Source organism: Sporosarcina sp. P37, from assembly GCF_002109365.1.
Classification (GTDB): Bacteria; Bacillota; Bacilli; order Bacillales_A; family Planococcaceae; genus Sporosarcina.
Genome location: NZ_CP015349.1, coordinates 1,080,001 through 1,100,307, shown reverse-complemented (window position 1 = coordinate 1,100,307; position 20,307 = coordinate 1,080,001). Strand labels below are relative to the sequence as shown.

Annotated in this window: 20 protein-coding genes (1 of these 20 only partly in view); 11 read left to right on the top strand and 9 right to left on the bottom strand. The window is 44.1% G+C overall.

Annotation, left to right across the window (positions count from 1 at the left end; genetic code table 11):
- Positions 1–38 precede the first annotated feature (38 nt).
- Entirely contained in the window at positions 39–1,394 is a 1,356-nt protein-coding gene (locus SporoP37_RS05815; protein WP_081242764.1) for an alanine/glycine:cation symporter family protein, read from the bottom strand.
- 221 nt (positions 1,395–1,615) lie between these two features.
- Here SporoP37_RS05815 and SporoP37_RS05810 point away from each other — a divergent pair, with 221 nt between their 5' ends.
- Positions 1,616–2,056 carry a hypothetical protein gene (locus SporoP37_RS05810; RefSeq protein ID WP_081242763.1) on the top strand — a complete coding sequence of 147 codons (441 nt, stop codon included), beginning with the start codon at positions 1,616–1,618 and terminating at the stop codon, positions 2,054–2,056.
- Positions 2,057–2,091: 35 nt separating this feature from the next.
- Entirely contained in the window at positions 2,092–3,039 is a 948-nt protein-coding gene (locus SporoP37_RS05805) for a YihY/virulence factor BrkB family protein (RefSeq protein WP_085430490.1), read from the top strand.
- 267 nt (positions 3,040–3,306) lie between these two features.
- Here the strand turns inward: SporoP37_RS05805 and SporoP37_RS05800 are convergent, their stop codons facing one another.
- The 5 genes from SporoP37_RS05800 to SporoP37_RS05785 all read right to left on the bottom strand — a co-directional run bounded on the left by SporoP37_RS05800 (position 3,307) and on the right by SporoP37_RS05785 (position 9,445).
- Positions 3,307–5,220, bottom strand: a complete 1,914-nt coding sequence (locus tag SporoP37_RS05800) for a heavy metal translocating P-type ATPase (RefSeq protein ID WP_085430489.1) — start codon at positions 5,218–5,220, stop codon at positions 3,307–3,309.
- 334 nt (positions 5,221–5,554) lie between these two features.
- Positions 5,555–7,087, bottom strand: coding sequence for a fumarate hydratase (locus tag SporoP37_RS05795; RefSeq protein WP_085430488.1), 1,533 nt, complete (start codon positions 7,085–7,087; stop codon positions 5,555–5,557).
- Between the two features lie 24 nt (positions 7,088–7,111).
- Positions 7,112–7,282 (bottom strand): SE1561 family protein, encoded by a 171-nt coding sequence (locus SporoP37_RS17255; RefSeq protein WP_099662799.1) that lies wholly within the window; start codon positions 7,280–7,282, stop codon positions 7,112–7,114.
- A gap of 353 nt (positions 7,283–7,635) precedes the next feature.
- Positions 7,636–8,436 (bottom strand): delta-lactam-biosynthetic de-N-acetylase, encoded by an 801-nt coding sequence (gene pdaA / locus SporoP37_RS05790; protein ID WP_085430487.1) that lies wholly within the window; start codon positions 8,434–8,436, stop codon positions 7,636–7,638.
- 109 nt (positions 8,437–8,545) lie between these two features.
- A complete protein-coding gene (locus SporoP37_RS05785) occupies positions 8,546–9,445 on the bottom strand; it encodes a TIGR01777 family oxidoreductase (RefSeq protein ID WP_085430486.1) in 900 nt (299 codons plus the stop codon).
- A 93-nt stretch (positions 9,446–9,538) separates the two neighbouring features.
- Here SporoP37_RS05785 and recX point away from each other — a divergent pair, with 93 nt between their 5' ends.
- Both recX and SporoP37_RS05775 read left to right on the top strand, forming a co-directional pair.
- A complete protein-coding gene (recX, locus tag SporoP37_RS05780) occupies positions 9,539–10,351 on the top strand; it encodes a recombination regulator RecX (RefSeq protein ID WP_081242757.1) in 813 nt (270 codons plus the stop codon).
- A complete protein-coding gene (locus SporoP37_RS05775) occupies positions 10,341–10,673 on the top strand; it encodes a YfhH family protein (protein ID WP_085430485.1) in 333 nt (110 codons plus the stop codon). The genes recX and SporoP37_RS05775 overlap by 11 nt, the downstream gene beginning before the upstream one ends.
- Positions 10,674–10,709: 36 nt before the next feature.
- Here SporoP37_RS05775 and SporoP37_RS05770 read toward each other — a convergent pair whose 3' ends face one another.
- The gene (locus SporoP37_RS05770) at positions 10,710–11,693 is read right to left on the bottom strand and encodes a metal-dependent hydrolase (protein ID WP_085430484.1); all 984 of its coding nucleotides are present in this window, start codon (positions 11,691–11,693) and stop codon (positions 10,710–10,712) included.
- 97 nt (positions 11,694–11,790) lie between these two features.
- Here SporoP37_RS05770 and mutY point away from each other — a divergent pair, with 97 nt between their 5' ends.
- The 4 genes from mutY (at position 11,791) to SporoP37_RS05750 (ending at position 15,779) form a co-directional block, all read left to right on the top strand.
- A complete protein-coding gene (gene mutY / locus SporoP37_RS05765) occupies positions 11,791–12,837 on the top strand; it encodes an A/G-specific adenine glycosylase (RefSeq protein WP_081242754.1) in 1,047 nt (348 codons plus the stop codon).
- Between the two features lie 72 nt (positions 12,838–12,909).
- The gene (locus SporoP37_RS05760) at positions 12,910–13,236 is read left to right on the top strand and encodes a gamma-type small acid-soluble spore protein (RefSeq protein ID WP_081242753.1); all 327 of its coding nucleotides are present in this window, start codon (positions 12,910–12,912) and stop codon (positions 13,234–13,236) included.
- Between the two features lie 200 nt (positions 13,237–13,436).
- Entirely contained in the window at positions 13,437–13,985 is a 549-nt protein-coding gene (gene ntdP, locus SporoP37_RS05755) for a nucleoside tri-diphosphate phosphatase (RefSeq protein WP_081242752.1), read from the top strand.
- Between the two features lie 48 nt (positions 13,986–14,033).
- Complete coding sequence (locus SporoP37_RS05750) at positions 14,034–15,779, top strand: ABC transporter ATP-binding protein (RefSeq protein ID WP_081242751.1); 1,746 nt, start codon at positions 14,034–14,036, stop codon at positions 15,777–15,779.
- A gap of 40 nt (positions 15,780–15,819) precedes the next feature.
- Here the strand turns inward: SporoP37_RS05750 and SporoP37_RS05745 are convergent, their stop codons facing one another.
- Both SporoP37_RS05745 and SporoP37_RS05740 read right to left on the bottom strand, forming a co-directional pair.
- A complete protein-coding gene (locus tag SporoP37_RS05745) occupies positions 15,820–16,899 on the bottom strand; it encodes an FUSC family protein (RefSeq protein ID WP_081242750.1) in 1,080 nt (359 codons plus the stop codon).
- A 75-nt stretch (positions 16,900–16,974) separates the two neighbouring features.
- Complete coding sequence (locus SporoP37_RS05740; RefSeq protein ID WP_085430483.1) at positions 16,975–18,261, bottom strand: glutamate-1-semialdehyde 2,1-aminomutase; 1,287 nt, start codon at positions 18,259–18,261, stop codon at positions 16,975–16,977.
- Between the two features lie 176 nt (positions 18,262–18,437).
- Between SporoP37_RS05740 and bcp the strand changes: the two genes are divergently transcribed.
- The 3 genes from bcp to perR form a co-directional block, all read left to right on the top strand.
- Positions 18,438–18,911, top strand: a complete 474-nt coding sequence (gene bcp / locus SporoP37_RS05735) for a thioredoxin-dependent thiol peroxidase (RefSeq protein WP_081242748.1) — start codon at positions 18,438–18,440, stop codon at positions 18,909–18,911.
- Positions 18,912–18,922: 11 nt separating this feature from the next.
- The gene (locus SporoP37_RS05730; protein ID WP_085430482.1) at positions 18,923–19,867 is read left to right on the top strand and encodes a D-2-hydroxyacid dehydrogenase; all 945 of its coding nucleotides are present in this window, start codon (positions 18,923–18,925) and stop codon (positions 19,865–19,867) included.
- A gap of 106 nt (positions 19,868–19,973) precedes the next feature.
- Positions 19,974–20,307, top strand: partial view of a peroxide-responsive transcriptional repressor PerR gene (gene perR / locus SporoP37_RS05725; RefSeq protein ID WP_085430481.1) — the 5' portion only. 113 nt of this gene lie beyond the right edge of the window; the window shows 334 of its 447 coding nt (coding positions 1–334); the start codon lies at positions 19,974–19,976; its stop codon lies off the right edge, out of view.

Here is a 20,307-nt window from a genome sequence, read left to right as displayed (position 1 = left end):
TCACGAAAGTGATAAGCTGTCAACTGAACTGTGAATGGTTATTTGCGTGCTTCTTCACGTTCATCATCAATTTTCTTCTTGAAACGTTTTGTTTCCATCACGACAATACCCGACAACCCAAGTAAACCGATTAAGTTCGGAATGGCCATCAAGCCGTTTAATACGTCTGCTAAAATCCATACGAGATCCAGTGAAGCCGTTGCGCCCACGTAGATGAACAGTACGAATACTACGCGGTATGCAAGAACCGCTGCACGGTTAGGGAAGAGGTACTGGAAACATTTCTCTCCGTAATAACTCCATCCCAAAATAGTGGATGTAGCAAAGAATACCAGTCCAATAGAGACTAAAATGGGTCCAATGCCTCCAAGGAATGATCCAAATGCCTGTGCTGTCAATGCACCAGCGTCAATGGAAGTATCCTTCCATTGATTACTCATAACAATCGTAACACCCGTTATTGAACAAATGATCAGCGTGTCGAACAATACTTGTGTCATAGAAACAAGCGCCTGGCGTCCAGGAAGGTCTGTACGTGCTGCAGCAGCCGCGATTGGTGCGGAACCGAGACCTGCCTCGTTAGAGAATAATCCTCGGGCTACACCGAAACGAATAACTGTACCAATTGCTCCGCCTGCAACTGCCTGACCTGTAAATGCATCCGTGAAAATCAGACCGAATGCCGCTGGAACTTGCTCAATATTTAAGACCATAACAATCGCACCGGCAATGAAATAAAATAAAGCCATAATTGGCACGAAAAATGCTGTTACCCGGCCAATTGACTTGATGCCGCCAAGAATAACGAGTGCACCGAACAGAAGCAATGCAATTCCTGTAATATAATGCGGCACTGCAAATGTACTGCTCATGACATCTGCGACGGCTTTCGATTGCGTTCCGTTCCCGATGCCAAAAGCAGCCAAGGCGCCAAACAGTGCGAATAATACGCCGAGCCATTTTTGCTTAAGACCATGTTCGAGGTAGTACATCGGACCGCCGGCCATTAAGCCGTTTGAATCTTTGACACGATACTTAACAGCTAAAATTGCTTCACTGTACTTTGTTGCCATACCGAAGAATCCGGCCAGCCACATCCAGAAAATCGCACCCGGTCCCCCCGCCACGACAGCAGAAGCCACCCCGACGATGTTACCTACACCAACTGTTGCAGCCATTGCAGTCATCAGTGCCTGGAATTGGGAAATATCTCCGTCTGCTTTTTTATCGTGCTTTCTCGAAAAAACTTGTTTAAGTGAATAGGGCAGTAAACGTAATTGTATAAATGTTAAGCGCATAGATAAATAAATTCCGGTACCAATCAGTAAGATGAGCAGCGGGGGTCCCCAAATCAAATCAGACGCACTGGTCAAAAACTTCTCTATCGAATCCATTTCATCCCCTCCAATTTCTCTTAGTATTTGTATATGTTACAAAAGTCGTCTGAATCAACTCCTCTCTACAGTTTGTTATATGTATATGTTATTGTTAATAATCCAAAAAATAGAACGATTCGTCAAGCCTTTTTTCAATTTAGTGCAACAAAGATTGTTTGGTAACCGGCAGTATGGGTATAATGAAGTGAGACGTAAACGTGAACAAGGAGGCGAAATGTATGGGTTCAAGTAAATTCGGGAGATATGTTTTAGGCGGCGCATTACTTGGTGCAGCGGTAAGTATGCTGGATCGCGCAACTAGACAGCAGACGATTACGACAGCAAGAACGTCGTATGAGAAAGTATTATATTACAAAGAAAATCCAGACATTGTAAAAAATGAATTCCAAGAGAAAAAAGAAAAAATGCAAACACTCATTGAACAAGTGAAAGGTGATGTCAATTATATCAAATCACAAGTTGATGAAATCAAGACGCTGACTCCGCAAGTGAAGGAGATGTTTGCGGATACAAAAGAAGCATTTTCCGATTCAAAATCGGAATACGAACAAATTATAGAAGATGATTCTACAGCTGCATCCACTGCTTCAGCAAATAAAGATGCAACGCTGCCTCCGATGGTCCAAAAAAAAAACGTAATACCTCTGGAGAATCAATAACAGTAAAAAAAATAAATGAAAGGGGGACACATCAGTTGAATCAACAAAAAAGTGCCCCTCCTTCAGATTCTGAGCCTGAATCAAACACTGAAAAAGTAAAAGAGTTTATTCAGGATATAAAGGACGGAGAAGAAGATGATTTTAATCCGTCTACTACGAGCGGGTTTTTTAAACATTTGATTATCCGTATGAAAGAATTGGATATTTCAGCGGCCGGTTCACAATTGGCTTTCTTTTTCCTTTTGTCATTATTCCCGCTATTAATCTTTCTTTTTACGTTACTGCCATACTTACAGTTAGATCAAAGTCAAATCTTTTTATTCATCCGTGAGTATGCTCCTGAAAGCACAGCTGCTTTAATTGAAGGGGTCCTCTCCGAAGTGCTTGACAATAGAAGCGGCGGCTTGCTGTCTATTGGTATTTTAGCGACGATCTGGTCAGCATCAAAGGGCATGGGGGCTGTAACAAAGGGGTTAAATCTGGCGTATGAAGTGGACGATGATAGAAACTTCTTCGTGACTAAGGGGTTATCGATTGCCTTTACGATTATGCTGATTGCAACGGTTATCGTTGCATTGGTGTTACCGATCTTTGGTGAACCGATCGGGAAGTTTGTATTCTCATTCATGGGGTTGGAGGATTCATTCCTGACAATATGGACAGTTGTGCGTTTTCTCATTCCGCCATTCCTGATTTTTGCAGTATTTTCTCTTCTGTACTGGCTCGTGCCAGGCATCAAGCTGCATTTTAAAAGTATACTTCCGGGCGCTGTATTTGCGACAATCGGATGGATTCTTACTTCACTCGGCTTCTCGTTCTATATTAGTAACTTTGGGAGCTATGCAAACACATACGGAAGTATTGCAGGAATCATCGTGTTAATTATGTGGCTTTATTTATCAGCCATTATTCTGCTGCTCGGCGGTACGATTAATGCGGTAATGAAAAAACGGTATGACCAAAAACATCCGGCGGCTTCATAAAAAGAGACTGGGACATAATATGAAAAAAGCGTAAAGGAGTTTATTTATTCCCTTACGCTTTTTTATGTCTATTTTTTAATAAATACTTTGCAAAGCATTTGAGTGGACCGGAGCGGAAAAAGGCCGACTCCTGCGGGATTTAGCGCGAATGTTGAGACCCCGCAGGAGCGCCAGCGACGAGGAGGCTCAAGCGCGCCCCGCGGAAAGCGTGCCTTTTGGAGCGCAGGGGAACGGACTTTATTTTTAGTTTTGTCCCAGCCTCTTTTCTTATTGAATTTTATTGAGCATACGCAAGCCGTTCAGAATGACCAGGATGGTACTGCCTTCATGTCCGATTACACCCATCGGCAGATCGACTACCTGCATGAAGTTTGAGATGATCAGAATCGCGATTACAGCTATTGAAAAGAATACATTTTGCTTAACGATCCGCTGCATCTTTCTGGAAAGCTTAATAGCGTAAGACAGCCGGTTTAAATCATTCTGCATTAGAACGACATCTGCAGTCTCAAGCGCTACATCTGTTCCTTCGCCCATTGCAATACCTGACGTGGCGGTGGCGAGCGCAGGTGCGTCGTTAATGCCGTCGCCGACCATCCCGACAGTGCCGTGCTCTTGTAATAATTTTTTGAGGTGAACCACTTTCTCTTCCGGCAGACACTCCGCTACGTACGAGTCCATCCCCACCTCGCCGGCAATTGCATGGGCAGTCTTTTCATTATCGCCGGTCAGCATGACGGTCCGAAGTCCGAGTGACTGAAGTGATTTAATGGCAGAGATTGCTTCTTCCCGCAAAGTATCCTGCAAAGCAGCCAATGCGACGATCCCTTCTTCATCCCTCATGAAAATGACGGTTTTACCTTCATTGGCAAGCGCAGACGCTATATCGTTCTGAAACTCTCTCGCCAGCTCTGGCCCAACGAATTTAGGATTCCCGATACGAATGTCACCTGATGCGGTTTCTGCCTTAATACCGAACCCGGGGACGTCTTCGATATGAAGATTGCGTTCAGGCTCCACTCCGAGCTCAGTCGCATAGCTAATGATTGCTCTCGCCAGCGGGTGATTGGACATGGATTCCACACCTGCAAATAAAGCAAGGGTTTCATTTTTATCTGCGCCTTCACGTACGATAAAATCCATCACTACAGGCTTGCCTGTCGTCAGTGTTCCGGTCTTATCAAATGCGAATGCCTTCAATGAACTTAAGTGCTCTAAGTGCACGCCGCCTTTAAATAACACACCTTTTCTCGCTCCGTTGGAAACAGCCGCAAGTGTTGCGGGCATAATCGAAGCCATTAATGCACAAGGGGAGGCAACTACTAATAAGACAATCGCACGGTAAAATGTAGTGGTCCAATCCCAGCCAAACAGGAAGTGGGGAAGGAACATCATAATAACTACTGCCGCCAATACGATTTTTACATAAGAACCTTCAAAGCGTTCAATAAATTGCTGGGAAGGGGACTTCTCACTTTGTGCATTTTGCACCATAGTTATGATTTTTTGGAAAAGTGTCTCCGAGCTTGGCTTGGTCATCGTCATGCGGATTGCCCCGCTGATATTCACTGTGCCTGCAAATAGCTCATCATGTTCCTGCTTTGTTACTGGAATGGATTCACCGTTGATAGCAGACATATCAACCGAAGTGATGCCGCTAAGCACTTGGCCGTCCACGGGGATTCTTTCACCCGGTTTAACCAGCAGCACAGCGCCGATTGACAGCGACTCGGTAGGGACCTTTTTTTCACTGCCGTCCTCCATGATCAGCCACGCTTCTTCAGGCTGCATTTCCATTAAAGAAGAAATTTCTTTATGACTCTTATTAAGTGTATAGGTTTCCAGTGCGCCGCTGATAGCAAATATGAAAATAAGGATCGCGCCTTCTGCCCAATAACCGATAATCCCTGAACCGATAGCCGCAAAAACCATCAGCATCTCAACGTTTAACTCTTTATTCTTTATCGTTTCCTCGATGCCTTCCTTAGCTTTTGCGTAGCCTCCTATTAAGAACGCCGCGATATATAGCGTGATGGAAACAGTATCAGCGCTATTTTTGCTTAAAAGCCATGCTGCTAGAATGAGAATACCGGATAGTATGGCTGCGATAAGTTCAAATCGCGCAGACCAGTCAATCGTCTGTTCCTGTTTATCAGGCTGTTCTTTCGCAAATGTAGTCATTATATCTCCTCCTAATTGATAATGAAATTCACTTTCAAAACTCTGATTAAAGCAGTAAAGTCGACTCTACGTTAGTAGAGCCGACTTTACGGGCATTAAAATAGAATGAATATGAAGTTGTAATAGTTATTATCTACAGTATATCATTTCTCAAAGAGAAGTGATACTCAAATGACCAATTAATGCAAATTAGTTGAAAAGGTATAAAAGTGACAGGATGAAAGGTGAGTCAGGGGAGCGTCTTTCGCTGAAGATTTAATTTATCCATACGTACATGTCAATTTTCTAATTTCAAAAAAACAGCGAACGGTCATGACCGTTCGCTGCCTTTTTATTAGCTGAATACTTTTTCTTTGAATTGAGATAGCTTTTCGAGTGAAGATTTATCGACGTCAGCGTGGAGACTATTCCCGTGAGAGTCCATTGTCACGACTGCAGTGAAATCTTCTACGCGTAAATGCCACAGCGCCTCTGGAATACCGAACTCCAGCAAGTCTACGCCTTCTACTTCTTTAATACAGTCAGCATAATACTGTGCAGCGCCGCCGATTCCATTCAAGTACACTCCGCCGTGCTCCTGAAGAGCTGCGAGAGTTTTAGGCCCCATGCCGCCTTTACCGATGACAGCGCGGATACCGAACTTTTTCATGATATCTCCCTGATATGGTTCTTCACGAATGGAAGTGGTCGGGCCGGCAGCTTTAATTTCGTACTTGCCTTCTTCGTTTTTGAGAACTACCGGACCGCAGTGATAGATGACTTGACCGTTTAAATCGACCGGTGCGTCATTGTCCATCAAGTGCTTATGAATCGCATCGCGGCCAGTGTACATGCGGCCTGAAATTTTCACCACATCACCTACGCGCAGATCACGGATTTCTTCTTCCGAAATCGGCGCCTGCAGGTGAACAATACGTGCGGTAGATTTTGTTTCTTCTGCCGGCTGCTCGAATGCGATTTTCTCGCCTTCATTATAATGCCAGTCCATAATATCGCCGGTTTCTGCATTGATGTTCACTGCCATACGGCGGTATGCCCAGCAGTTATATGCGACGGATACGTAGAAGCTGGCAGGAATGCGGTGCATAACGCCGATTTTACATCCAAGCAATGTCGCTTCGCCGCCAAAGCCCATTGTGCCGATACCAAGATGGTTTGCTTTTTCCAGCACATACTCTTCAAGCTGTGCCAGTTCTGGAACAGGATTACGGTCTGTTACGTCACGGAAAAGCTGTTCTTTAGCCAAATCATACCCTGAAGAGCGGTCGCCGCCGATCCCAACGCCGATGAATCCGGCAGAGCAGCCTTGCCCTTGTGCCTGATAGACGGAATGAAGGATACATTTGCGGATGCCATCCAAGTCGCGTCCCGCGCGGCCAAGGCCTTCTAATTCAGTAGGCAGACTGTACTGGATGTTCTTGTTTTCACATCCGCCGCCTTTAAGAATTAGTTTTGCTTCGATATAATCTTCTTCCCATTGTTCAAACTTTACAACAGGCAGGCCGATGCCCAAGTTGTTCCCGCTGTTGTCGCCAGTTAATGAGTCGACAGCGTTCGGGCGAAGTTTCCCTTTTTCCGTAGCTGCCTCAATGGCCCGCACGATTGCAGCTTTGATCTCCAATTGGTTCACGCCGACCGGAGTTTTGATCTTAAATGTAGGCAGGCCTGTATCCTGACAAATCGGGGACAGTTTATCGTCCGCCATATTGATGTTCTTTGCGATAGTATCCAAGCTCATTGCAGCGCTTGTGCCTTTATTTTCTTTTTCTTTTGCAGCAAGAATTGCGCGCCGAACGTCTTTCGGCAAGTTCGTAGACGTTTCGCAAACCAGGTCATACATACTCTTCTCAAGTGTCTCTATGTACATCTCAAAATCCCCCGTTAGTATATGTTATTTTTTAGTGCTGTCCATCTGTTCTTCTAATTCATCGAGTAACATGATCAAACGATCTATATCCTTTAGGTCGGTGTTTTCAGGTTCAATTGCCTCCAGGGTTTCAATGAATTGGTTGAATCGATTTTTCAGTTCAACGACTTGGTCTTTATTCTGTGAATTGTCCATACGTCCACCTCTTTCTGTCATTGATATCGTATACGAAAAGGCCATTTTTTTCAATCTGATTCTGTCGGAACACTTGCAAACTATTATGAAAGATATCAAATACAAATTATTTTATATAAACGCTTTACAAATGACTGAATAGTTGGTATAGTATGATTAATCAAAAGAAAAGGAGGTCGTAGTTATAAAGACGAATCGAATCCTAGACACGTGACAACGAAGGAGGGGATCCGTAACAGTCCAATAGAGGGAAGTACATTGGATAACTACGAATATAAAATGCAAATTGAAGATGAAACAAATAATTAGAGACCTTATCTGTTGTCGGTAATCCTGCAGATAAGGTCTCTTATTTATTGTGTAACAGTATTTCCTTTCTCATATTCCTGCACTAACTGATCAAGTGAATGAAATTTATACCCTTGCTTCTTCGCGTCTCTAATGAAGTGAGGCAACGCTTCAGCATTATCGGAGGAGACGGTATGCATTAAGATTACGGCTCCCGGATGAAGCTGATTCATCAGCTCATTGTAGGCATAGGCTTTTCCCTTTGGCTGATCCCGATGCCAGTCGATGAATGCAACGGACCAGAAAATATGCCGATAACCAAGTTCATTTCCTTTTTGCAGTAACTTTGCATTAAATACACCTTCAGGCGGCCGGGCGTAGATCGTGCGCTTTTGACCTGTCGCAGCATAAAGAATTTCGTCCAGCTTCTTCCATTCCTCTTCCATTTGCTGTTCAGATATGTTTGCCATATTTGGATGGTCATACGAATGGTTTCCAATACCGTGTCCATCCTTCACCATGCGTTTAACCAAATCGCTTGCGCTTTTTACATAATGGCCGGTCAAGAAAAACGTAGCAGGTGCCTTTTCTTTTTTCAATGTATCCAGAATGCTTTCGGTATATCCATTTTCATATCCATTGTCAAACGTCAGATACACGACTTTCTTATCTTCTTTCCCTTTATAAATTGCCCCGTAATCATCAAGCAATTTATCCAGCTCTGCACCGGCAGAAGGGGGAACTCCGTCCGTAGCCTTTTTAAATCCCCAATGAAATTCCTGTGCCTGTACCGTGAATGGGTTCATGACCACTCCGAACACCACTAAACACGATGCCAGTAAAATTCCTGACAGATGATGAGCCATTGTGCACCACTCCTTTTCAATAAGCATGTGCCAATACACTCTTTGTATGTATGGAAATAAACAAAAAACGTTTGCCAACACGTCAGCACGTCTTGACAAACATTCTTGGTCATTTCAATAAATTTTCAAGCGCTGGACGCAATGAAGGATAATCAAATGTAAATCCGTTGGCAAGCAGTTTTTGTGGCAACACGTGCTGCCCTTGCAAAACAACTATACTCTTTTCACCTAATGCCGCTTTCATTGCGAAGCTGGGAACTGGGAACCAATGCGGCCGGTGCAGGACTTTCCCAATCGTTTTACCAAACGCATTCATATGCATCGGGCTTGGAGCCACGACATTAACCGGACCTTCCACTGCCTTATTTTCCAATGAGAAAATGATTGCATTGGCAACGTCTTCTACATGTACCCAAGAAAACCACTGATTGCCTGAACCGATTTTGCCGCCTGCAAATAATTGATAAGGCAGTTTGATCAGTGGGAGTGCACCGCCGTCTTTACCAAGCACTATTCCAAAGCGTGTGCAGACAGTGCGTACACCGAGTTCAGCTGCCTGGCGGGCAAGCCCTTCCCAATCATAGACGGTTTTGGCGAGAAAATCATCACCGACTGCCGTCGAGTCTTCAGTATATTGAGCAGTGAGCGAAGGCGGATAAATTCCAATCGCGCTCGCATTCACTAATACTTCTGGTTTAGCTGGCAGCACCCGCATGATGCGTAATACTTCTTGTGTAGCCGTCATCCGACTGTCGCGGATTTGCTTTTTTCGTTCTTCTGTCCATCGCCCGTCATCAATGGAGACTCCCGCTAAATTAATGAATGCATCCACGTGTCCCGCTTCATTTTCAGGCGAAGCGTGATCCGTCAGCCATTGAACATATTGAACTCCATTATGGTGTGAAGAAGGCTTGCGGGTAAAAATAATGACTTCATGACCTTTTTTCTTTAATTTCTCAGTTAAGATGCTGCCAATGAATCCTGTTCCCCCTGTTATAACCACTCTCATAACAGATTCCCTCCATTCTCCTGAAAATTAATACACTATTGCTGACCGCCACCGTAAGAAGCGTTATACTAAAACAAAGTAGGTGATGGAAACGTGCCGCTTATTACCAAAATATCACAACAAAAACGAGATAGCGAACGTTATAATATTTTCCTTGACGGTCAATATGCTTTCAGTGTCCATGAATCGGTGCTGGTGAAATTTGAACTTACAAAAGGAATGACACTGGACGACTGGGCATCGGATGAAATTGTCTATGCAGATCAGATTGAAAAAGCGTTTAACAGAGCGCTTCATTATTTATCATTTCGAATGCGAAGTGAAATGGAAGTCAAAAAGAAGCTGCTTGAAAAAGACTACGGAGAAGCAGTTGTCCTCGAAGCGATTGTAAAATTAAAGCGATTAGGCTTTTTAGATGATGAAGCATTTTCTGAAGCGCTTGTTCGTACAGAAAAAAACAGTTCGTTGAAGGGTCCGCGTGCGATTCAGCAATCCCTTTATAAGAAAGGTATACCCAAAGAACTTCAAACTCAAGCATTGGAGGAATATACAATGGAAGATCAACTGGCTAATGCAATGAAGCTTGCTGAAAAAACGATGCGTTCAAACAGTCAGCAGCCGCCTGCACAAGTGAAGCAGAAGATTCAAAACACATTAGCAAGAAAAGGATTTTCCTATCAGCAAATATCAGAAGTTCTCAGCAATGTAACGATTGAACGTGATGAGGATGAATGGTCCGAAATTACGTCCGCATTTGGGGAAAAGGCATGGAGACGCTATCAAAGCAAATATGCCGGCTCTGATCTCAGACAGCGTGTGAAACAATCGATGTACCAAAAAGGGATTCCGCTGAGTCAGATTGACCAATTTATTGAAATGAAAAGGAATGAAGAAGATGGATACTGAAAAACATTACAGTAAAATGAATGAAAATGAACTTCGCACTGAAATTGCGAATCTTATGGAGAAAGCGCGTAAAGCGGAACAGATGGGCATGGTCAGTGAATATGCAGTGCATCAAAGAAAAGCAGTGCTCGTTCAGTCCTACCTTGTCGACCCCGCGACGATTAAGCCCGGCGAAATCTACCGGATTGAAGGGGATGACGGTGTTTTCTTCCAAGTGGATTATCTAAAAGGATTGTTCGCCTGGGGCTATCGCTTAGGCGGAGAAAAAGCAGAGGAAGCCTTGCCGATTGCTATGTTGAAAGACGTGAAAAGCGGAAAATAAACTAAAAGAGCGCTCGTGCATCTGCACGAACGTTCTTTAGTTATTGGGAGCAAAATTCAGCTTTTTTCGAAGTTTTTCTTCTGAGAAGATCCAGCCAGTATAAGAATTGACTACTTCGAGATCTTCATTGACATGCGCAACCGCCACGAACGGATAATATCCTTTACTGCGGTAACGTAAATCAATCAGGCGTACTTCGTAAATGTCATCGACTTCCGAAATTGACCAGCGATACAGAGGGGAGAACGAAACAAATGCCTGCATGTTCTGATCTTTGAGAGCTGCCTCGACTTGAGGAGACATTGGCATAGTTTCACGGTCAAAACGATCGTATAATGTAATCGAACGGCCGTATGCCCGTCCTACATAATGATTTACATCTGTCGTAGCTGCGATCCGCCATTGGAAGAAGTTCATTGTCGGTGCAATAAATATTTCTTTCGCATTTGGAATGGTCTTCTTTACAGCATGTTTTACTGCACGTTTGACAGCGAAACGCAACAGATAGTAGAGAAATATGACGATATAGAGTGTAGACATCGTAACGACAGGCTCTGTGCCAACTATCCACGCCGTGATTGCAATCACGTGAAGTCCGAAAATAATCGGATCAAATGTATTGATAACACCGATGGCAACCCATGTCTGAGAAAATGGCCGAAGAGCCTGTGTGCCATACGAGTTGAATATATCAACAAATACATGTGTAAATACCGCTAAAAATGTCCAAGCCCATACATGGAGAAAGATTGCTCCCGGAATAATGAACGTTAACAAAATGGAAATAAGCAGCGGCCATAGCATAACAGCTGGTACTGAATGTGTAATGCCGCGGTGATTACGTAAATAAACAGCGTTGTTCCGCAGTTTCAGCACGGTATCAATGTCAGGAATTAATGAACCGACCATTATACCCGCAAAAACAGCGCTCATTGTGGCGGGCTCAGTGGCTACAACGGTATCCGCCAGTGCAAGCCCGCTGATTGCGACTCCCATCACAATATGTGTGCCTGTATCCAAATTATCACTCCTTTACCGGAAGAGTTATATGCTATTAATAATTATATACCCTTTATCAAGATAACTAAAAGTATTTACATGAAGAAGTGAGGTCCCTATGCAAATCATTGAACAGAAGAAGGCTTTCCAAGACGCCTTATTGGGCTGGTATGAAGCTGAAAAAAGAGACTTGCCCTGGAGAAGAACCGATAATCCTTACTATATTTGGATCTCGGAAGTCATGCTGCAGCAGACGCGCGTAGAAACCGTTATCCCGTATTATGAACGTTTCATTGAAAGATTTCCGACTATGCAGGATTTGTCAGATGCACCGGAAGAGGATATTTTGAAAATGTGGGAAGGGCTCGGTTATTATTCCAGAGTGCGTAATTTGCAGTCGGGTGTGCGCGAAGTAGTTGAAACGTATGGAGGACAAGTGCCAAATAACCGAAAAGAGATTTCCACGTTAAAAGGAGTAGGACCTTATACAGCAGGTGCTATTTTAAGTATTGCCTATGGTGTGCCGGAACATGCAGTGGATGGAAATGTTATGCGGGTGCTGTCGAGAATTTTATTGATTGAAGAAGATATCGCCTTGGCGCGCAATAAAAAACTGTTTGAACAAGCCGTGATGGAATTAATATCCGAAGAAGATCCATCTTCCTTCAATCAGGCGCTGATGGAACTAGGAGCGACAATCTGTACGCCGAATCCTCATTGCCTATTATGCCCGGTCCGTGATTTTTGTATCGCATTTTCAGAAGGAAAACAACAGCAACTGCCGATCAAAATAAAAAAACAAAAAATGAAGCATGTGTCACTGGCTGCATTTGCGATTCAAAATGAAGAAGGGAACTGGCTGATGCAAAAACGACCGGACACCGGCCTGCTCGCAGGCTTATGGGAATTCCCGATGACGGAGCTGCAGGATGCGCCCGCTGTCGAGACATTTGAAAAAGAGCATCATGTAAAATTAAAAAACAGTATTGAGCTGACACGGTTTTCCCACGTCTTTTCCCATATTACATGGGACATTCATGTATATCGTGCGCAGCTGGACAGTGAGCCATTCGAAAAAGATTTGCAGTTCTTCACGAAACAGCAAGTGGAAGCACTGCCTAAATCAAAACCTGTCCTGAAGATCATTGAACAGATGGAATGGTAAAAAATTCATAACCTGTCCCTGAATAAATGTCTGCCGATTGGACATCATTAGGGGTACGGAGGTGAATAATCCATGCCAAAGCAACCAAAAAACAACGCGCAGCAAGATCCATCTCAAACAGATGCAAATCAGGTGAGAAAGCAGAACGCGCAATCTGCGATGCAGCAATCGATGAATGAAGAGTTCGCTTCCGAGACGGACGTCAATCAAGTACGTCAGCAAAATGCACAGTCTGCAAAGAATATGCAGTCTTCTTCGTCCGCGATGCAATCATCTATGAACGAGGAGTTTGCATCTGAAACAGATGTCAACCAAGTGAGACAGCAAAACCGTAAATCAGAAGCGAACAAGCAGCAGGCTTCTGGAGCACGTGCAAATCAAAACAATAACTCAAACTGAATGCACGCTCCAACTACCGGTAGAAAAGGCTAACATAAGCCATTTCTACCGGTTTTCTTATGCGAAAAAGGATGCGGCAGACCTACCCGGCACAATGAATTATGAAATAGATGGTTGAATCGTTTTAAATTTGGGAACGCAGTTGGTATAATGAACAGATAGCAAGAGCGGTGGAACACAGCTCAAAGGTGGTATAGAAAATGGCAATCCCAAAAGAAGGAGAAACGATACAGATCCACAGCTACAAACATAACGGCAAAATTCACCGTGTCTGGCAAGAAACGCTCGTATTAAAAGGCACACGCAATATCATTATCGGGGGAAATGAACGCACACTCGTTACGGAATCGGATGGACGCACATGGCTGACGCGTGAACCTTCCATTTGCTATTTCCATGCAGAAAATTGGTTCAACATCATTTGCATGCTGCGTGAAGACGGTGTTTACTATTATGTCAATATGAGTTCACCGTTTGTCTACGATGAAAAATCCTTGAAGTATATTGATTATGACTTGGACGTAAAAGTATTTCCGGACATGAGCTATCTGATCCTGGATGAGGATGAGTATGCGGATCATAAACGTCAAATGAACTATCCGGAAGTGATCGATCAAATCCTGCAGGATAACTTGAACAAGCTGTTGGGCTGGATCAAACAGAGAAAAGGTCCATTTGCACCCGACTTCATTGACGTATGGACATCACGTTATGATTTCTATAAGCGAATTCAGGACGAACAGTGCTAGACCTGCTTGCATTCATGCAAGTCAGGTTTTTTTACTAGGAGGGGCAGAATGGGTGAAAGCATTAAACGCTATCTTCAATTTGTAAAGCCGTATAATTGGCAAATTGTCCTCACCGTTCTGATCGGTGTTGTGAAATTTTCCATCCCTTTGTTTTTGCCATTATTGATTAAGATTGTAATTGACGATATTATCGGTTCGCCGACGATGAGTGACCCTGATAAAACAAAGTACTTATTTTATTGGCTTGGCGGCACCATTATCGTGTTCTTCTTAATTCGTCCGCCTGTCGAATATTATCGCCAGTACTATGCACAATATGTAAGTAATAAAATCCTTTTTGATATTCGTCAGTCATTGTACAGTCACTTGCAGAAGCTAGGTCTGCGTTTTTATTCCAATACGCGCGCGGGTGAAGTGATTTCACGCGTGATCAATGATGTCGAGCAGACAAAGAACTTTGTTATGATTGGCCTGATGAATGTCTGGCTGGATCTGGCGACGATTGTTATTGCGATCATCATCATGCTGACATTGGATGTGCAATTGACTCTCGTTACGCTGATTGCGTTCCCGTTCTATGCATTTAGCGTGAAATATTTCTTCGGCAGGCTGCGCCAATTGACGCGCAAACGATCTCAGTCGCTTGCCGATGTGCAAAGCTACCTGCATGAACGTGTGGCGGGTGTCAGTATCATCAAAAGTTTTGCGATTGAGGACAAAGAACAGGAACGTTTTGATGAAGTGAATAATAAATTCCTGGACCGCGCGATTGAGCACACGCGCTGGAACGCCAAAGCGTTTGCAGTTGTGAATACCATAACTGATGTAGCGCCATTACTCGTCATCGGCTATGCGGGCTATCAAGTCATTAATGGCTCATTATCTGTCGGGACTATGGTAGCGTTCATCGCGTTCATTGAACGGTTATATTCACCATTGCGCAGACTGGTTAATTCATCTACCTCCTTAACACAGTCATTTGCTTCTATGGACAGAGTGCTGGATTTAATGAATGAAAAGTATGATGTAACGGATCAAGAAGAGGCAAAAGCCTTGCCGCCGATTGACGGTGAAATCGAATTTGATCACGTAAGTTTTGCCTATGAAGAGGAAGAGGTTCTGTCGAATGTCAGCTTGAAAATCCGTCCGGGAGAAACGGCGGCATTAGTCGGAATGAGCGGCGGGGGAAAATCGACCATTATCAGTCTGATTCCGCGATTTTATGATGTGACAGCTGGTGCAATCCGTATCGACGGATATGATATCCGGGATATTCAAGTGAAATCTCTGCGTGATCAGATCGGGATGGTGCTTCAAGATTCAATCCTATTCAGTGATTCTGTTAAAAGCAATATACTGATGGGGAAACCGGAAGCGTCGGATGAAGAGGTAATCGCTGCAGCAAAAGCGGCGAATGCTCATGATTTCATCGAAACATTGAGTGAAGGGTATGACACGCGGGTTGGTGAGCGCGGTGTGAAGTTATCGGGCGGTCAAAAACAGCGAATCGCGATTGCACGTGTATTCCTAAAAAATCCTGCTTTGCTTATTTTGGATGAAGCAACGTCAGCGCTGGATTTGGAAAGTGAAGCGCTCATTCAGGAGTCGCTTGATCGGCTGGCCAAAGAGCGGACGACATTAATTGTCGCGCACCGTCTTTCTACGATCACACATGCAGACTGTATTTATGTGATTGACCACGGAGAATTAAAAGAATCAGGCACCCACCAGGAATTGATGGAGCAAAACGGCACGTATGCCGGGCTGTTCAATCGACAGGAACTCGGCGGATAAGTAAAACGGCAGAAGACTTAAAAAAGTCTTCTGCCGTTTTTTAATAGAATTCATCTTCGAGCACGTTTTCTTCATCTTCAAAACGTGTTTGATAGGAAGTGATTAACGTATCCAAATGTTCCAGCTGCTCTTCGTAGTTCAGCATGGAAGAGAGAACATGGAGCAGATGGTAAGATGAAAATTCTTCTTCTTCGTTTGTGATTGCAATTTCTTTTACGAAAATATTCATTACTTCCTGCCGCTGTATAAAATCGCTTTCCATCTCGTTGTCATCAAGATCGGCTTTGAGCTTTCCGACGAATTTCAAATGAAGCTGTTCGTGATAGACAAGCAATGATTCCAAGCGTTCCTGAATCATCATACGGAAATGCTCGGGAAGATTGATGAGTTCATTTTCAAACTTATCCAGCCGCTTAAGTACATCGTAACTGCTGCGTGTGGTCCCGATCATCTGCCGGTAAACGACGAGCCGTCTTGCCTTTGTAGCGGAAGTTTTCTTGAAGTAACTGCGCTCTTCTTTAAACAGCAAGTACAGCTGATCAATCTGAATGAGACGTTCCTTTAATTTACTCAGCGATTTCTTCATAGCAGTGTGGTCGGAAGCCTGCCGGGCGGCAAGACGGGTCCATCGAATAATTTCATCCTGTGCCTGGTGAATGGCCTGAAACAGTTTAGTTTCATACTTTGGCGGCATGAATACCAAATTCACGATGAATGCTGCGAGGACACCTACTAATATAGTACCGACACGCAGAAGTGCAAACGTTAAAAAGGCTTCATCTTTTACTTCCATTACAGCAATCATTGTAACGAGTGCAAGTGACATGGATTTTTCAAGACCCAGCTTTAACATAATCGTCATAACAATAACGGCAGCCAAACCGACTACCACTAGCTGAGGTCCGAAAATAAGTGTGAATACTACAGCGACAGTGGCGCCAATTAAGTTACCCTGCAGCTGTTCGACGATTGTTAAGTACGATCTGTAAATAGAAGGCTGGATTGCGAAAATCGCCGCAATACCTGCGAATACTGAGGTAGGCAATCCGAGTAATTGTGCGAGAAACAGGGCAAAAACAATCGCAATACCCGTTTTAAAGACGCGGGCACCAAGTTTCATTGGGTAATTCCTTTCCTAAAAAAGCTCTTTTTTGCTACTTTACAATATACGCGGGCAACGGTCAATTGTTCCAGTTCAAAGTGCTTTAAATGAACGTTCAACCGCTTCGAGTGTTTCATTTATATCCTGTTCAGTATGGGCAGTAGTCAGGAACCATGCCTCGTACTTAGACGGCGCCAGGTTCACACCATTTTTCAGCATTTCCTTAAAGAAGCGTCCGAATATCTCCCCGTCAGTTGCTTCTGCCTGCTTATAATTCTCGACAGTCACATCGGTGAAGAACAATGTGAGTGCCCCGCCCAGACGGTTAATCGTCATCTTAATATTGTATTTCTTCGCCAGTTCAAGTATTCCATCTTCAAGCAAACCGCCCAGACGATCCATTTCATCGTAAATACCTGGCTCTTGCAGCACTTCGAGACAAGCGATTCCCGAAAGCATAGATGCCGGGTTTCCTGCCATTGTACCTGCCTGATACGCAGGGCCGAGCGGAGCGACCTGTTCCATGATTTCTTTCTTCCCGCCATAGGCACCAATTGGTAAGCCGCCGCCGATAATTTTCCCGAACGCAGTCAGATCAGGCTGGTGGCCAAGCAATGTTTGTGCTGCTCCGTAATGGAAACGGAAAGCTGTGATGACTTCATCGTAAATTGTCAGAACGCCCTGTTTTCCAGCAAGCTCATGGACAAGTTCGAGGAAACTTTCCTTTGGCTCGACGATACCGAAATTCCCGACGATAGGCTCGATCAAAATACAAGCCAATTCATCGCCCCATTGTTCCATTGCCGCTTTATAGCTCTCGGGATCATTGAACGGAATCGTGATGACTTCTTTCGCGATAGATGATGGAACGCCGGCAGAATCCGGTGTGCCTAGTGTTGCTGGACCAGATCCGGCAGCGACAAGCACTAAATCCGAGTGGCCGTGATAGCAGCCTGCGAATTTCATGATTTTTGTCCGGCCGGTATAGGCTCTTGCGACACGGATTGTTGTCATGACGGCCTCGGTGCCTGAATTGACGAAACGCACTTTATCCATTCCCGGAATCGCTTCTTTCAGCATTTTCGCGAATTGTACTTCGTGGCGGGTAGGTGTACCATACAGAACACCATTTTCCGCTGCCTTTGTGATCGCTTTTGTTATGTGGGGGTGCGCATGTCCGGTAATGATTGGACCATAAGCCCCCAAATAGTCAATATATCGGTTACCGTCAACGTCATAAAAATAAGCACCTTCTGCACGTTCCATAACAGTAGGAGCCCCGCCGCCGACAGCTCCATATGCTCTTGCCGGGCTGTTGACACCTCCGACAATATGTTCCAGTGCTTCTGCGTAGATTGCTTCTGAATTTTTTCGGTTCATAAGTGAATTCCTCCAAATCAATTGTACGCTATCCATTTTAGCATTAAATGGAGTGAAGTCTCTACTTTCCGGTTGAAGTATAGGTAAATTGTAAAATTCAAATACTTCCGATACGATAAGTATGAAGTGATTTTACTATGCGACATGCTTCCATAGAATAAAGGAGGAATTTATCAGTGAATCAATTAGAAGGAAAACAAGCGCCTGCATTTACACTGCCTAATGAAAACGGGGAAATGGTTTCATTAGAAGAATTTAAAGGGAAAAACTATGTAGTATTGTATTTTTATCCGAAAGACGCAACGCCGGGCTGCACGACAGAGGCTTGTGATTTTCGCGATGCGCAGCCAGACTTTGAAGACTTGAATGCGGTAGTGCTCGGAGTAAGTCCAGACCCTGCAGCATCTCACCAAAAATTTATTGCCAAACACGGGCTGCCGTTTTCATTGCTTGTAGATGAAGATCACGCAGCAGCAGAGGCATACGGCGTGTGGAAGCTGAAGAAGAATTTCGGCAAAGAGTACATGGGAATTGAACGGTCGACATTCTTAATTGATCCAACAGGCACTGTAGTGAAAGAGTGGCGGAAGGTCCGTGTGAAAGGCCATGTGGAAGATGCGCTGACGACATTGAGACAACTGACAAAATAGGGGGCAGCCGTATGAAGGTGTTATTCACGTTTAAAATTAAAACAACCTTTAAAGAACAGCTGAAAGTGAAATATCCGGATGTTGATTTTATTTACACGACTGCAATTGATGAGGTTCCCTTAGATGATATTGAGGTCATCGTGACAGATGGAGGCGACCTGAGGGATGAACATATTGTGAAAGCGGCCGCCTTGAAGTGGGTAATGGTGGCGGCAGTGGGAGTCGATACATTACCGCTTGAAGCGCTGCAAAAGCGGAGCATCATGGTTACTAACTCGCACGGCGTACATAAAATGCCGTTAGCAGAGTCGGTATTGGCACATTTATTGTCGCTTGAACGCGGCCTGCCGGGTATTTATAAAAGGCAGCCGGAGAAAAAGTGGAAGTTGGATACGCTGCCGGGTGAGGTAAACCATTCTACGGCTATAATAGTAGGAACCGGGGCAATCGGAGGAGAAATCGGCCGGCTGCTGCAGGCATTCCATGTTTATACGATTGGCTGCAACCGTTCAGGCCATGAGAGCCCTTTTATGGATGAAACAATTTCATTAGAGGAGATTTTTGAGAAATTGCCGGAAGCGGACTATGTCATTTCTATCCTGCCGAGTACACCGCAGACGAGATGGATTTATCAGCCGGAGCATTTTCGGGCTATGAAAGATACGGCCATCTTTATGAATGTCGGCAGAGGAGATGCTGTCAAAGAGCAATATATCCTGGATGCACTGAAGCAGAATGAAATCCGTCATGCCGTCCTGGATGTCTTTGAGACAGAACCATTACCTGAAAACAGCCCGTTTTGGGAATTGCCGAACTGTACAGTGTCACCGCATATGTCAAGTCTGTCTGATCAATATGTCAAACGATCTCTTAATATTATGGATACCAATCTTAATAAATGGCTGTCAGGGGATAAAAATCTTATTAATCAAGTCGACTTGGCCAAAGGTTATTGAAGTATATCGGATGATTGGCAGAAAAGTTGACAATGTACTCCTTCATTGAGTAAACTAATTATAATGATTATAAAGAAGTAATCCTTATGAAGTGAGGTGCATTACGATGCCAGGAGTGTTCTTGAAAGATGCGCTCGTTACATTGAAAGAAAGTGGTGTTAGAATTACTCCGCAACGACATGCGATTTTGGAGTATCTGATCACTTCTCAGTCACATCCGACTGCCGATGAGATTTATAAAGCGCTTGAAGCGGATTTTCCTAATATGAGTGTAGCGACTGTATATAATAATTTACGTGTTTTCCAAAACTCAGGACTTGTAAAAGAGCTGACGTATGGAGACGCATCAAGTCGTTTTGATTTTGTAACACATGATCATTACCATATTATTTGTGACGATTGCGGAAAGATTGTGGATTTTCATCATCCCGGTCTGGAAG

Coding starts and splice junctions, on each gene's coding strand:
- SporoP37_RS05815 (WP_081242764.1), bottom strand. CDS start 1,394: ATGGATTCGATAGAGAAGTTTTTGACCAGTGCGTCTGATTTGATTTGG.
- SporoP37_RS05810 (WP_081242763.1), top strand. CDS start 1,616: ATGGGTTCAAGTAAATTCGGGAGATATGTTTTAGGCGGCGCATTACTT.
- SporoP37_RS05800 (WP_085430489.1), bottom strand. CDS start 5,220: ATGACTACATTTGCGAAAGAACAGCCTGATAAACAGGAACAGACGATT.
- SporoP37_RS05795 (WP_085430488.1), bottom strand. CDS start 7,087: ATGTACATAGAGACACTTGAGAAGAGTATGTATGACCTGGTTTGCGAA.
- SporoP37_RS17255 (WP_099662799.1), bottom strand. CDS start 7,282: ATGGACAATTCACAGAATAAAGACCAAGTCGTTGAACTGAAAAATCGA.
- pdaA (WP_085430487.1), bottom strand. CDS start 8,436: ATGGCTCATCATCTGTCAGGAATTTTACTGGCATCGTGTTTAGTGGTG.
- SporoP37_RS05785 (WP_085430486.1), bottom strand. CDS start 9,445: ATGAGAGTGGTTATAACAGGGGGAACAGGATTCATTGGCAGCATCTTA.
- SporoP37_RS05775 (WP_085430485.1), top strand. CDS start 10,341: ATGGATACTGAAAAACATTACAGTAAAATGAATGAAAATGAACTTCGC.
- mutY (WP_081242754.1), top strand. CDS start 11,791: ATGCAAATCATTGAACAGAAGAAGGCTTTCCAAGACGCCTTATTGGGC.
- SporoP37_RS05760 (WP_081242753.1), top strand. CDS start 12,910: ATGCCAAAGCAACCAAAAAACAACGCGCAGCAAGATCCATCTCAAACA.
- ntdP (WP_081242752.1), top strand. CDS start 13,437: ATGGCAATCCCAAAAGAAGGAGAAACGATACAGATCCACAGCTACAAA.
- SporoP37_RS05750 (WP_081242751.1), top strand. CDS start 14,034: ATGGGTGAAAGCATTAAACGCTATCTTCAATTTGTAAAGCCGTATAAT.
- SporoP37_RS05745 (WP_081242750.1), bottom strand. CDS start 16,899: ATGAAACTTGGTGCCCGCGTCTTTAAAACGGGTATTGCGATTGTTTTT.
- SporoP37_RS05740 (WP_085430483.1), bottom strand. CDS start 18,261: ATGAACCGAAAAAATTCAGAAGCAATCTACGCAGAAGCACTGGAACAT.
- SporoP37_RS05730 (WP_085430482.1), top strand. CDS start 18,923: ATGAAGGTGTTATTCACGTTTAAAATTAAAACAACCTTTAAAGAACAG.